At 51.0% G+C, this 13,578-nt stretch carries 11 protein-coding genes; 5 read left to right on the top strand and 6 right to left on the bottom strand.

Annotation, left to right across the window (positions count from 1 at the left end; genetic code table 11):
* The coding region (locus ACFSW8_RS09620; RefSeq protein ID WP_377178083.1) for a hypothetical protein at positions 1-365 on the top strand (365 nt) is incomplete at its 5' end.
* A gap of 50 nt (positions 366-415) precedes the next feature.
* On the opposite strand, the gene ACFSW8_RS09615 is transcribed toward ACFSW8_RS09620, so the two are convergent.
* From ACFSW8_RS09615 to ACFSW8_RS09590, 6 genes are all read right to left on the bottom strand, one after another.
* Positions 416-1,153 (bottom strand): hypothetical protein, encoded by a 738-nt coding sequence (locus ACFSW8_RS09615; protein WP_377178081.1) that lies wholly within the window; start codon positions 1,151-1,153, stop codon positions 416-418.
* A 304-nt stretch (positions 1,154-1,457) separates the two neighbouring features.
* Positions 1,458-2,930 (bottom strand): sulfotransferase family protein, encoded by a 1,473-nt coding sequence (locus tag ACFSW8_RS09610; RefSeq protein WP_377178079.1) that lies wholly within the window; start codon positions 2,928-2,930, stop codon positions 1,458-1,460.
* 108 nt (positions 2,931-3,038) lie between these two features.
* Positions 3,039-3,701, bottom strand: coding sequence for a PEP-CTERM sorting domain-containing protein (locus ACFSW8_RS09605; protein ID WP_377091104.1), 663 nt, complete (start codon positions 3,699-3,701; stop codon positions 3,039-3,041).
* Positions 3,702-3,908: 207 nt separating this feature from the next.
* Complete coding sequence (locus tag ACFSW8_RS09600) at positions 3,909-6,059, bottom strand: protein-disulfide reductase DsbD family protein (protein ID WP_377178077.1); 2,151 nt, start codon at positions 6,057-6,059, stop codon at positions 3,909-3,911.
* A 141-nt stretch (positions 6,060-6,200) separates the two neighbouring features.
* Complete coding sequence (locus ACFSW8_RS09595; RefSeq protein WP_377091101.1) at positions 6,201-6,446, bottom strand: glycine zipper domain-containing protein; 246 nt, start codon at positions 6,444-6,446, stop codon at positions 6,201-6,203.
* Positions 6,447-6,488: 42 nt separating this feature from the next.
* Positions 6,489-7,544, bottom strand: a complete 1,056-nt coding sequence (locus ACFSW8_RS09590) for a quinone-dependent dihydroorotate dehydrogenase (RefSeq protein WP_377178075.1) — start codon at positions 7,542-7,544, stop codon at positions 6,489-6,491.
* A gap of 140 nt (positions 7,545-7,684) precedes the next feature.
* Between ACFSW8_RS09590 and ACFSW8_RS09585 the strand changes: the two genes are divergently transcribed.
* From ACFSW8_RS09585 to ACFSW8_RS09570, 4 genes are all read left to right on the top strand, one after another.
* Entirely contained in the window at positions 7,685-10,351 is a 2,667-nt protein-coding gene (locus tag ACFSW8_RS09585; protein WP_377178073.1) for a valine--tRNA ligase, read from the top strand.
* An 86-nt stretch (positions 10,352-10,437) separates the two neighbouring features.
* Positions 10,438-11,463, top strand: coding sequence for a hypothetical protein (locus ACFSW8_RS09580; RefSeq protein WP_377091098.1), 1,026 nt, complete (start codon positions 10,438-10,440; stop codon positions 11,461-11,463).
* 118 nt (positions 11,464-11,581) lie between these two features.
* A complete protein-coding gene (locus ACFSW8_RS09575) occupies positions 11,582-12,193 on the top strand; it encodes a hypothetical protein (RefSeq protein ID WP_377178071.1) in 612 nt (203 codons plus the stop codon).
* Entirely contained in the window at positions 12,193-13,569 is a 1,377-nt protein-coding gene (locus ACFSW8_RS09570; RefSeq protein WP_377091096.1) for a hypothetical protein, read from the top strand. The genes ACFSW8_RS09575 and ACFSW8_RS09570 overlap by 1 nt, the downstream gene beginning before the upstream one ends.
* Positions 13,570-13,578 lie beyond the last annotated feature (9 nt).

The following is a 13,578-nucleotide window of genomic DNA, read 5'->3' as shown; positions in this document are numbered from 1 at the left end:
ACACACATTCAGAGAAATTTCACATCGAGGAGCCAAGCGAAGTGCCGCTTAACTACGTGCCATTCGGGACTGACCCTTTAGTGAGTTCATCTGGTGACTCCGCCATCCCGCAGATGGCCATCGAAAAGAGCCTTGAGGAGGCATACCCACAGATTGAGTATCGTCGTTCCAGCAATGCTACAGACGTGGTATTTCAGGTGGAATGGAGTGATGACTTGGAAGTTTGGCAGAGTGGAGGTGGGTATTTGCAGCCTGAGAGCACGACGGACTTGGGCGGAGGAATGGAATCTGTCGAGGTGCGGTCTCAGACTGCGGTGAAGGATGCCAGCAAGCAGTTTATGCGTTTGCGTGTTCAGCAACCCTAAGTGTCTGGGAAGGGCATGGTTTAGAGGTGTTGGATAGCTCAGCAAGGGGCTTATTCTGCTGGGTCGAGCGCGATAGAAATTCCAGCAATATTGAGCAAGACGCTCGGAGATTTCTTGGGGGGCACGGGCGGTGTTGTAGTTTGCTGGACGGGTTTTCCTGATAGTTTTCGTTCCTCTAGCCGAGCATTGTCGAAGAGGAAGACATTATCGGAGGCATCACGGACGCCGAAGGTGAGGAAGATCTGGTTGTGCTCCTTGCTTTTAGCGGTATAGCTTACGGTGTGGTCGCTGAGGGTGAGGTTCTGGCCGGTGAAGGGGATGTATTTTTCAGCGAGTACGCTGGTTGGGCTTTCGATGCGCATGACGATTGATCCACGCGATTTACCAACGTGGGCGATAGCGAGGGTGAAGTCATAGGTGAAACCAGGTTTGAGTGAGGTTCGCACCGATTGTGTTGCTCTCACTCGGTCATTGAGTAACCAGATCGACTGTTGGCCATTGAAGCCTGTGACCTTTTGGTTTTCGTAGACCCAATTTTGAGTGCGGACGATGGCAGAACTATAATCACGGTCAGCTGGTGGGGCTGTGGGAATGCCCCATTCGGGGATTTCGGTAATGTGGTTATAGTTGTGATCGTTGAAGGGGTTATTGTTAGGGTTGCTATTTGGGACAGCTTGGACTGGGGGGCTCTCAAAGCTAGGGTTTTTGAGTGCAATGGCTGCGCTTTGTCCTGAGTAGCAGAGGCTAAAATGGGTCAAAACAAACAGCGTCGAATGACGAAGTTTCATTTTTTGTGGTAGTGTGTGGTAGTTGATGTGGCTGGTGTTAGTCCCTGAGTGACTGGATATTGAGAGGTTCAGTGTGGAGCATTCATGATCCAATCAATGAGGTGGGATTGATTGGTATTAACAAGGATTTCAGTCCTTGGTAATTTGCGACTGAGGCTGTTTCCTTTGCCTTATTAGAACACTATCAATCTCTTGCTTATCTCGCCATTTTTCTTCTTCTCAAGCGGACTTGGAAGTAAGCTGCATGACTTATGCCAGCAGTTACAGGGTGGGCTATAGTGGTGCTGAGAACAAGGATAAAAGCTTATGTCGAGTAGCCTAGTTGTTGGCAGATTGGGTCAAGGGTGTCGAGGATTGGGTCAAGTTGTTTTTGGTAGTGTTGCCAGCGGCCGATTGAGCGCGTGTAGATGGGTTGTGCGACATCGGCATAAGTTGGGGAACTGACAGTTTTATGACGCGTGTGGAAGCTGAGGACAGTGGGATCCCAATCGAGTTCGAGGAAACTGAGGACACGTTTGGCTTCCTTCTCGGTGTTGTGCACCCAGTCTTCGTAGCGGGTTTCTATCCAGCCGTCAGTGAAGTGTTCCTTACTTTCTAGCCAACATTGGATCGTAGCGATGTATTTTTCAGCAGCTGATTTCAGCTGAAGGTATGGGGCACTGGCGGGGTTGAGGGGGAGGTTTTGGAAATAGCATGAGAGGACGACATCGCGTGGGTCTCGCAGAGCTATGATCATTTTTCCTTCTGGCACGACTTTACGGTAGAGTCCGAGTGTGGTGCTGAGGTCTGGAAATTTGTCGACGACTCTTTTATTGTTAGGTTCAGGAAGGTAGCGGTGGAGTTTTTCGAGGTAGTCGTTTTTGTAGGCTGAGATTTCGGAATCTGTGAGATTGGTGAGGTGAGCGGCGAGTTCTAGTGGGGAAGTTTGCGAGGTATGTAGTGGGGTGGCGACTTGGCTAAAGAAGCAATCTTGTTCTTCGACGCTGAGGACAGAAGGGTGGGAATCTAAGACCTGTTCTATGAGGGTGGTGCCTGATCGTGGGTGACCGCAGAGAATCACTGGAGGATTGGGAGCAGGAGTGGATTCTTTGGCACTTATAGGAAGGATAGCACGATTGAGTGTGAGTGCTTGCTGGGCGAGAGTAGGCGTCGCTGCTTGTTGTTTTAGAAGCAATGCTTTGGCTTGTCTGAGCTCTTGGAAAGCAGGGGTGGGTGCGTTGAGCTTGTCATGGATACTTGCGCGGGTGTAGTGGAGCTCTGCCTGAAGTGGGGTGGGGAGTTGTTCGGTGTTGATCGTGTCGATGACGGATTTTGCTTCAGCGTATTGTTTGTTTCTGACAAGGAGTTGAGCGAAGAGCAGTTGGAGGAAGGGGAATGCGAGTCGTTTGGGCTCTGGAATTGTTTGAATCAAACTGAGGGCGTCGGCGCTCATGCCGCGGCGGTCTAGGGCGTCGGCGTAGAAGTATTTGATGGGGTCTGGGAGTTTTTTTTCCGTGAGGAAGTTGTAGATCAGGTCGTAGAGTTGGGCGCTGCGTGCAGTGACGCAGGTATCGATGAGGTGGGAGGGTTCTCTCCATGCGCAATCGAGGGCATGTAGCATGACTTGGGCCGACTTAGCGGGCTCGTGTACCTGCATGAGAGCGAAGGCATAGTGGCGGAGGAAGACCGGGTTGTTAGGCGAGAGCTGGCAGGCTTTCTCATGTTTTTTTAGTGCGATATTGCGTTTGCCTCGTTGCCAGAGGTCGCATGCTTTTTTATGTTCCGCCAAGCCTTTCATGAATGGGGGAGTTTAGTGTGCATGTGTGGGGGTGTAGAGAAAAAAAGCCAGCCCTAGCAGAAGCTAGGGCTGGCTATGGAAACGAGTAAAAAGTATTGGTGCGTCGTGTTACTTACGGCGGCGCATGATGAGTGCGAGGCCTCCGAGTCCTAACAACATGGTAGAACTTGGTTCTGGGACGGCGGAGAAGTCCAAGCGTGCATTATCCACCACGTAGACGCCTGTTAGATTGTCAGCGCCAGATGTGACGCGTACTCCTACATTGCCGAATTCAGCACCAGTGGCGGAGTAGTCTACTGAGAAGTCAGCGAGATCGTCACCAGGATCTAGAGTCGTAATGGCATTTGAATTGAGTACACTACCGTTACCGTCGACGATAGAAATCGTGATGAGATCGACACCTGCGAAGTTTTGGCTCTGACCGATCGCAAGTGTGAAGGTAAAGGTACCAGCTCCATGGGAAGCAAAGCTTTCGGCACTCATATTTGTAGCTTGTCCGCCGTTATTGGAAACCCAGAGGGCTTGATTTCCAATTAGTGGTCCGACTTGAACATCTGCTGCGTCTGCATATGCTTGGTTTACTGCAGCAACATCCCATGCTGAAGCTGGACGGTCAATCGTCCAGCCTGTTGGATCATTAATACGGTCGTAGTTGAAAGAGTTGAATGTCTGCGGGGATTCAAAGCTGGCGTTAATAAGGGTGACAGCTTGTGCGTAGCTCATGCCTGCGAATGTCGCGAGGAGCATGAGGCTCGTTTTTTTCAATTTCATAGTTTGTTTGTGGTAGTTTTGCCAACTTGTTGATCAAAAGTGTCATCAAGTAGTGTGCACTTTACTCAGAGTAAGAGATATACGACAAGAGTGCTGAGTCCACATTGAGATATGTGGAATGCACATCAGTGTGGTGGATGGGGGCACGAAAAAGCCAGAGGCTCAGGTAAGCGCTCTGGCTGGAAAAGAGAGAGTTGTGGCTGGGGGTTATTCTTCGAGTCGTTGTTTGAGGAAGTCGAGCATGTAGTCGGCAGTGAGGAGTTCACGGGTGACGTGAGGTGAGGCGTCGCCGGGCACATAGAGGACGTTCACGGGGATTGCTGAGCGGTCGAGGTTATGGATGGCCTTGGTGGCTTCCGGGTGCTTTTTCGTCATATCAGCTTTGAGCGTGACAACATTTTTATCGAACATGTACTGGCGGACAGGAGCGGTGTAAGCGGCGGCTTTATTGGTCTGGCAGGTGAGGCACCATTTGGCGGTGAAGTCGACATAGACGGGGGTGCCTTCGGAGAGGAGCTCTTCGACTCGGCGTGGTGACCAGGTTTCCCAGGTGAGATCTTCTACGGCGCTTTCAGCGGCAGCTACGGTAGGGTCTTCGGCTTTGGGGGGCATGGCGAGGACGAAGCCGCCTGCGAGGAAGGCGAGAGCTAGGAGGTTGGCAGTGAGTCTGGTGGATTTGGCTTTAACTGGGGTGTTCCATCGGCCGTAGATCCAAGCGGCGGCTCCGATGGCAGTGATTCCGAGCATGATAGCGAGGCCTTTTTGGCCGACTTCACCGACTTGGCCATTGTAGACCCAGACGAGGTAACCGACGGTGGCGAAGAGGAGGAAGGACATGCCTTGTTTGAAGGATTCCATCCAAGCGCCTGGGCGCGGGAGTTTATTCACCAAGGAGGGGAAGAAAGAGAGTGTGATGTAGGGGAGAGCGAGTCCGATACCCATCATGAGGAGTGAGAGGAAGAAGAGAGGGCCGTCAAATTTCCACGCTGCACCAATTGCAGGTCCGAGGAATGGAGCGGAGCAAGGTGTTGCGACGACAACGGCGAGAACTCCGGAGAAGAAGGAGCCAGAGACGCCTTCTTTTTGGGTGAGGTTACCGCCGACACTCGTGGCTTTGGCACCAATCTCGAAAAGGCCGGCCATACTGAGTGCGAGTAGCAGCATGATTACGAGTAGTGAGAATACCACCCATGGTTCCTGTAGCTGTGAGCCCAGTGTGGTTGTGGATTTAAGTGGGAAGAGAACGGCTGCGAGAATGAGGAAGCTGAGAAGGACGCCGACGGTGAATGCGATGCCGTGGAGCTTGATTTTCTTCGTATCTTCGCCGGCTTGTTGGACAAAGCCCATGATTTTGAGGCCGATGACAGGAAAGACGCAGGGCATGAGGTTGAGGATGAGGCCACCGAGTAGGAGGGAGGCGAGCACGAAGACCACACCGAGTTCGCCTTCTGGCTTTTCGGAGGATGGGGTGCTTTCAGAAGTTTCCGTTGTGGCTGAGTCGGCTGAACCGCCGAAGGGAGCGTCGATCCAGAAGGCGTGGTTTTGGGTGCCCTCGGCGCCTGCAGGGAGGTAGAGAATGCCACGGAGTGAGGGAAGTTTGGGACCGGCCTCACCACCGAGTTTATTACCCATGTTACGGGTGGCAGTGAAGGTGTGGACACCATCGGAGAAGTTGTGGGTGCGTTTCCCTTGGACATCGATTTGTTTGTCGTATTCGTAGAATTCGACTTTGTCGGGGAGATTGCCTTTGATGGTGAGGGTGATGGCGTCCGCGGATTCATTGGCAGTGATGATCCAATCAGCGGGGAGGTCTTTGGTGGGGAATGCCTTGAGTCGGTAGGCTTCTACTTCTTGGTACTTGGTATTTTTGACAGGGCTGTCGCCAATGTTGATGGTGAGGTCGAAGCTTTTACTATTAGGGGGGAGGCAGCTGGAGTCGTCACAGACCTGCCAAGAGGCTTCGACGGAGAACTTTGCGGGGCTACCGGGGGGAGCATCGGCAGGAGCGGTGAGGGTTGTGAAAAAGTAGTTGGTTCCTTCGTAGCCATAGACTTTGGCACCGGTGAAGGAGAATTCGTGGGGGGCAGAGAACTGGAGGTCGGAGGCTTTCCAGCCGTCTGGGAGTGTCCAGTCGGCAGCGGGGATGATGGAGGTGCCGATGCCGTCATTGATGAAGTAGGAATGCCAGTGGGAGTCGTGGGTGAGTTCGATGGCGACGTCAAAGCTTTGGCCTGGAGTGACAGTGGTGTACTCGGTGACGATGGCGGCCTGTGTTTTTGGTTCTCCAAACTGGGCGTGGAGGCTTGTGGCTAGGCTTGCGAGCAAGGTCAGGGCTAGGGTGAGAATACGGCGATTCATAGGGTGTGGGATAGGTAAGTGCGATTGTTTGTTTTCCGTATGAGGGACGATGGGTGGATGTTTATTCCCAGCCAAATCCCTAGCAATAAAAAAGGCACCCTGTGAGGAGGTGCCTTAAAGAATTTACTAAGACTTGCTGGATTAGCGGTATTGGTTCTGCTGTTTGTCTTTTTCGTTACCGACGGCGTAGCCACCAGCACCACCGAGTGCAGCACCGATAGCGGCACCTTCAGCAGCATTGCCAGATTGGTGACCGATAATTCCCCCTGCGATAGCTCCGAGAGCTGCACCAGTTCCTGCATTTGCCTGGGCGTGGTTTTGTGGTTGGCAGCTAGTGAATGCTGCTGCGGTGGATACGGCTGCGATTGCTGTAATGATCTTTTTCATAGTATTTCTTCCAATGGGGTTATCCAACAAACTAACAGCATATTACCTCGCTGCAAGTTTATTGAGTATGGAATGGATCAATGGTGGGCCGTGGTAGATGAAGCCCGTATAGAGTTGGATAAGTTTCGCACCGGCATTGAGCTTTTCGATGGCGTCGTCGGCAGTCATAATGCCGCCAACTCCGATGATAGGGATTTGTTCATCGAGGTGGGAGTAGAATGCTTGGATAACTTCGGTGGATTTTTGGGTGACGGGTTTTCCGGAGAGTCCGCCAGCTTGTTGGGCGAAGGGTTTTCCGAGGACGGGTTCACGGCTGATTGTGGTATTGGTTGCGATGAGGCCGTCGAGGCCGCCATTGAGGAAGACGCGGGAGAGTTCGGCGATTTGTTCATCTCCCATATCAGGGGCTACTTTGAGAGCGATGGGCATATGGGTGCCGGTGGTCTCGGTGAGGTGGGCTTGTTCACGCTTGAGAGCTTCTAGCAGCCTCGCGGTGTCATCGGCGGCTTGGAGGTCGCGCAGGCCGGGAGTGTTAGGGGATGAGATATTTACGGTGACGTAGTCAGCGACGCCCCAGCAGCCACGGAGGGCAGCGAGGTAGTCATCGACAGCATTTTCGTTGGGGGTGACTTTATTTTTTCCGATATTAAATCCGACGATTCCTTTGAAGGTTTTGGAGGAACGGACATTAGCGACCCCTTGTTGGATGCCGACGTTGTTGAAGCCCATGCGGTTGATAATGGCTTCTTCTTCGATGATACGGAAGAGTCTGGGGGTGGGGTTACCGGGTTGTGGTTTGGGGGTGATGGTACCAATTTCGACTGAGCCGAAGCCGAGTCGTCCGAGGGCGTCAATGGTGGAGCCTTCTTTATCGAGTCCTGCGGCGAGGCCGACAGGGTTAGGGAAGGTGAGGCCCATACATTCGACTGGCTGCGAGGGAGGGGTCTTGCCTGCGAGGAATTTGAGGAGTCCGAGTGACTCGGATTTGCGCAGGAGGTCGAGTGAGAGGTGGTGAGCGTCTTCTGCGTCGAGCTTAAAGAGGAGATTGCGTGCGAAGTTGTACTGGCCACTGGTCATGGACGCTGCATAGCGGGGCATCTGGGCTTTGTAAAGCCAGAGACTCGCTGCAGCGAGTTGATAGTTGATTGGTCAAGAGTTATTGGGGGGGGGCATGCTGAAAGATCTGGATTTTGGTTGGTACTCTTGACCCATGGCCTTTGACGCGCTATGCAGCGGGCATGTCCGAGCTGCCGAAAGCATACGAACCCCAGGAGGTTGAAAAGAATTGGTACCAACAATGGTTGGAGAACAAGTGTTTCCATGCGGATCCGTCTTCTGAGAAGGAGGCGTACTCGATTGTGATTCCTCCGCCGAATGTGACAGGGATATTGCACCTTGGGCATGTGTTGAACAATTCGATTCAAGACATTTTGGCCCGTCGTGCACGTCAGCAGGGCAAGGAAGTATTGTGGTTACCAGGTACCGACCACGCGGGTATTGCGACTCAAACGAAGGTTGAGAAGAAGATTCGTGAGGAAGAGGGCAAGTCGAAGCGTGAGCTTGGGCGCGATGCGTTTTTGGAGCGAGTCTGGGACTGGAAGGACAAGCATGGTGGCATTATTATCAAGCAGCTGAAGCGTCTAGGATGTAGCTGTGATTGGGATCGCGAGCGATTCACAATGGATGAGGATTACTCGCAGCAGGTTTCACAAGTATTTGTGGATCTCTTTAAGGAAGGTTTGATTTACCGTGGCAAGCGGATGGTCAACTGGTGTCCAGTGTCATTGACGGCATTGTCTGACGAAGAGGTGATCATGAAGCCTAAGAAGTCGAAGTTGTACTTCATGAAGTACGAGCTGGTGGATACGCCTGGAGAATTTTTAGAGATTTCGACGACCCGTCCAGAGACATTGATGGGTGATATTGCTGTTGCGGTGAACCCAAGTGATGAGCGCTTCAAGCATTTGGTAGGCAAGAAGGTGCGCCGTCCATTCCCTGAGGCGGAGATTCCTGTGATTGCTGATGATCACGTGGATGTGGAATTTGGTACTGGGTGTTTGAAGATCACCCCTGCGCATGACAAGGCTGACTTTGAGATTGGTGAGCGTCACGATCTTGAGATTATCGATGTGTTGCATCCAGATGGCAGAGTGAACTGCCCTGAGGTTCCTGAGCTTGATGGTCTTGATCGTTTTGAGGCCCGCAAGAAGGCGGCTGAGATGCTCGAGGCAAAAGGTCTCCTTATTAAGGTTGAGGAATACGAGAACAATGTTGGTTTCTCTGAGCGTGCTGATGTAGTGATTGAGCCACGCATTTCGATGCAATGGTTCCTGAAGTACCCAGCGATTGGGGAAGCTACGGAGGCGGTGGCGAACGGTGAGATTACTTTCCGTCCTGAGCGATGGCAGAAGACTTACGCGCATTGGATGGGCAACCTGCAGGATTGGTGTATTTCTCGCCAGTTGTGGTGGGGGCACCAGATTCCTGTCTGGTACAAGAAGGAGAAGGCCTTTGCGCTCCGCGAGAAAGAGAGTCTCGATATTGCTGATCTCGAGTCAGGTGACATCTACGTGGGCACAGAGGCTCCAAGTGATGGCGAGTGGGAACGCGACGAGGATGTGATGGACACCTGGTTCAGCTCATGGCTCTGGCCATTTGCGACGATGAGCGAGGATGTGAAGTCAAAGTTTTACCCGACGACGGACCTCGTGACTGGTCCTGATATTATCTTCTTCTGGGTGGCACGGATGATCATGGCGGGGTACCGTTTTGAAGGTAAGTTGCCATTCAAGAATGTGTTTTTCACATCGATCATTCGTGATTTGAAGGGACGCAAGATGAGTAAGTCATTGGGCAACTCGCCGGATCCGATTGATTTGATGGACAAGTATGGTGCAGATGGCTTGCGATTTGGATTGATGCGCATTGCTCCTGTGGGGGCGGACGTCAAGTTTGATGAAGCTCAGGTTGAAGAGGGGCGCAATTTTGCGAACAAGATCTACAATGCCTGTCGTTTTCGTCAGATGCAGGAAAGTGATGGTTCTGAGTTAGTAGTGGATGCGAGCTTACCGAGCTACGCCATCGATATCCTTGCGAAGTTGGACAAGTTAGGTGCTGATTTGGAGGTTGCGTATGGCAAATACCGCTTCAACGATTTGACCCAACAACTCTACGAGTTTTTCTGGACTGAGTATTGCGACAAGTTCCTTGAGGCGGCGAAGTTTGATTTCCGCTCGGGTGATAGTGAAGCAAAGCAGAAGGCGCTTGGGGTAATTGATTTGGTAATGAGCCGCTATCTTGCCTACTTGCATCCGTTCATGCCACACATCACTGAAGAGCTCTCAGCGAAGATGGGCTATGTGAATGAAGGTGAGTTTTTGATGCAGAAGACCATCGATACTACTCCAGTACTTGCAGCATTGTCAGAGGATGAGATTTCTCAGGGGCAAGAGATTGCTGCTGCGCTTTACGAGACTGCAGGCAAGCTGCGCAATTTGAAGTCAGAGTACAACTTAGCAGCGAGTAAGGATGTTAGGTTTGTCTTCAAGCCTGTGGCTGACTGGGTGGCTGCCGAGTGTGATACATTGGCGACATTGGTTGGGGCCAAGGAGATGGCCTTGCAGGCTGATTATGAGGCACCTCAGGGGACACCTGCGGCGGTGACTGGCTTTGGCGAAGTTTACATGCCTTTAGAGGGCTTGATTGATATGGATGCAGAGAAGGCTCGTCTCGATAAGGAGATCGAGAAAGTGTCCAAAGAGGTCGAGAAAGCAGGCAAGAAGCTTAACAACCCGAACTTTGTTGAGCGCGCTAAGCCCGAGGTTGTCGCCAAGGAGCGTGAGCGACTCGGTGAGTGGGAAGGAAAGCTTGAGCAGCTAAAATCTATGCGTGAGGCACTAGCCTAACAGCAGGCTAATGGAGGCCATTCCTACTTTCCGCTTGCGGTCACTGTGGGAATGGCTTTAAGGATCTTTAATGGTTCAGATTAAGGATGCTTAGCCTATCAGACATAGAAGGAATTGATTCACCAGTAGTTGAGCTTTTTGAAGCTGCTGGTTTTACGAGTGTTGATGTTTTCATATTATATCGTCCTGAGTATTTATTCACCGAGCTTGCGAAGGCAAACCGGATGCTCAAGATTGTCGATGAGGTTCCCTCGATTGACGCCTTAATTTGCTGGAAAGAAAGTCTGATAGATCCTGTACAATACAGACCTATATTTTATCCCGACGAGTTATCGACCATGAGTGAAGAGGGTCAAAGGATTCATTTTGCCACTCCAATGACTGAGAAGTTCATTGAGAGTCATGCTATGGATTTAGCAACACTACCTAGAGCAAGTGTTGTACCTGCGCACGAGGAGGGTGTGGATCTTGTTGAGATTCCTGAGCCTACTGAGCTCGGTGAGGAATCGTTATTGGAATCGGGTGTTGTGTTGCCAGATAAGGCATCGACGGGCAAAGCGATCGTTCAGACGATTGCTCCAGAGAAGCGCAATGTAGATAAGTCCAAGCTGAAGAGCGTAGAGAGTCTGCAGCAACAAAGTGAGACGCTTCCGGTTGTTGAACCGAATCGTGAGAGGGATCGGGTGCGGATGGCGAAGAAGGAGACTAATGAAGGGGTGGATCCGCAGTCGAAGAAGTATATACGAGGGGTTCTGCACAATGATGGTCGTCGCACCTATATTGGAGCTTATGGTTATGTATTAAGCTTATTGTTGCTGATGAGCTCAGTGTTACCGATCGTATATATTGTGTGGAAGCGCGAGGATTACCTATGGGGGGTATTGGCGCCGGCCATCGCATTTCTGGGGCTATGTGTGTATGTATTTGTGGCTCGCAAGAGTTCGTGTCCGGTGTGTCGGCAGAGGCAATTTGTGCCTAAGGCGTGTCGCAAGCATGTGAAAGCGCACAGTTATCCGGGATTGGGCAATATGTTACCGACGGCATTGCATTTGATTAGTTTCAAGTGGTTTCGCTGTATCTTTTGTGGGACGGCGATTCGGGTGAAAGAATGAGCTCGATCGCTTCTTGCCAAGTCATCACTGAGTCACTAGTGTACGCGACATGATGCGACGTGGGTTTTCACTGCCAAAAACAATCATAGCCGTTATTGTAGTTCTCGCTTTGGGAAGCATGGCTGCGCACACTGTTTTATCTTGGGTGCCAAGAAACCTGCAAGAGGTTGATGGCATGCATTCAAGTGACGAGCAGCCGGTGGCAGATTTGCATGCGCGACTGAAAGAGGCAGTTGAGAAATCGTATGAAGTTACCATCACTGAGGAGGAATTGAATCGATATTTAGCGAGCAAGTTACAGCTGACACAGTCACCGATTGTTGATGATTACGTGCACATCAAGGGCATTTATGTAGATCTCAAGCCTGGGGTGATTGACGTGAGTATTGAGAGGGAATTTACGATGCCAGACAACCAGCAGGCTGACGGCGCTAAGAAAGTTGGTTTTTTGCCAATGGCTCAGACCGTATCCATGCAGTTAGAAGTTGAGACAGTGGATGATGTCGATGGAGGAAAGAAGACGACAGTTCATTTTCCGGGAGGTAATTTCGGCAAGGCTCCAGCGCCAGGTTTGTTAGTTTATGTGGTGAAGCCAAGTTTTGATATCATACTCAACCACTTTAGTGAGGAAGTGGAATTGGGTTATCGGCAGATGACGAGTGTGAAGGTGGAGGATGGTCTCATTAAGTTAGATCCACGGCCAGTGACAGCTCAACCAGCACAGCCTTGATGAAGTGGTGGAGGGGCAGTTTTATTTATGTGCTCGGCCTGATGTTACTGGGCCAGGGGGTGCGTGCGCAGGTCAACGCGCCAGTGGGCGAGAATCTATTGCCAGAGGACAGTCATAATCTGTCGACTAACAAGATTCAGAAGGTTGTAGTCAAAGGGGACAACAACAAGATGAGGATGGCGATTGCTTCGATTGCCAATAGAATGGGTAAGGAGCTGCACCTTTTGCTAAAGGAACCAGAAGCTTACCAAGGCGATCGGATTCTCTTTATTGACATGTATGAGGATGGAAAGGCCAGAGGTCGTTTGAAGGTGCGGCCCTCTGTGACTCCATTTGAAAACGACTTGGTGATCCGTTTGTTAGTAGATACTCGATCGAAAGTGGATAGGGCAATATTAGCACATGGAATATTAGATGTGTATTTATATCGCCGAGGTTTAGAGGGGGTAAAGAATCTGGCAGATGGGCAGGAAGCGGTTGTGCCGCCATGGCTGAGTTATGGATTGATAGAGGCGATTGCTTGGAAGAAGGACAGTTCGCGGCGAAGGGTATTTGAGCATTTGTTGTCGAACCCTGAGGTTTTTCCCTTAGATAAAGTGCTCAGTAGTAATGGTCGTGAGGTGCGAGCTTTTGATGCTACTAACGAGAGTTTTTATCGAGCGGGTTCCTGTGCTTTAGTGCTGGCACTTATTCGACAAGATGGTGGGGAGGAGGCCATGCAGGCGTTTTTGTCTGAGGTCGTTTTGTTTGAGGGAGAGATTGATATTCTTTTGAGGAAGCATTTTCCAGATCTCAGCATTGGAGCGAATGCTTTGAAAAAGGTATGGAGTTTGCAGGTGGCTGAGATGGCTGCACCGAAGATGGTCGAGACATTTTCAATTGCTGACTCTGACAAGAAGTTGGTGGAGGCACTGACATTGAGTATCGCGGATGAAGGGGGCAATGCTCGGCTCGTTCCATTTGATCAATATTTTTTGTTAGACGAGCTCAGTAAGAGCCAGAAGATTCAGGCGACCGAGGCTTTACGTCAAAATGTGGTTCAACTCTCAAACCGTTGTCATCCAGTCTACCGTCCAATCTTATTAGAGTATGCAAAGCTGGGGATGGAGGTATCTCAGGGGAACACAGAGAACGTGTCGGTTAGATTGCCAGTATTGGCGGATGAGCGACAAAAGATGGTGATCGCTGACGAAAGGTGTCGCGATTATTTGGATTGGTACCAGATCACACGCGCGTATGAGGTAAGGGGTGATTTTTCTGGGTATATGAATTTGAAAGAGAGTTTGGCAATGGAGCGTGAGCACAAGAAGGACACGAGCATTGACCCGTATTTAGATAAGGTTCAGAAGCTGATGGGCACTCGTGAGAGCGAGTGATTGTGAGGC

This window comes from Rubritalea tangerina, assembly GCF_042683245.1.
Classification (GTDB): Bacteria; Verrucomicrobiota; Verrucomicrobiia; order Verrucomicrobiales; family Akkermansiaceae; genus Rubritalea; species Rubritalea tangerina.
The sequence above is the reverse complement of the archived record's forward strand: the minus strand, read 5'-3'. Positions and strand labels throughout refer to the sequence as shown.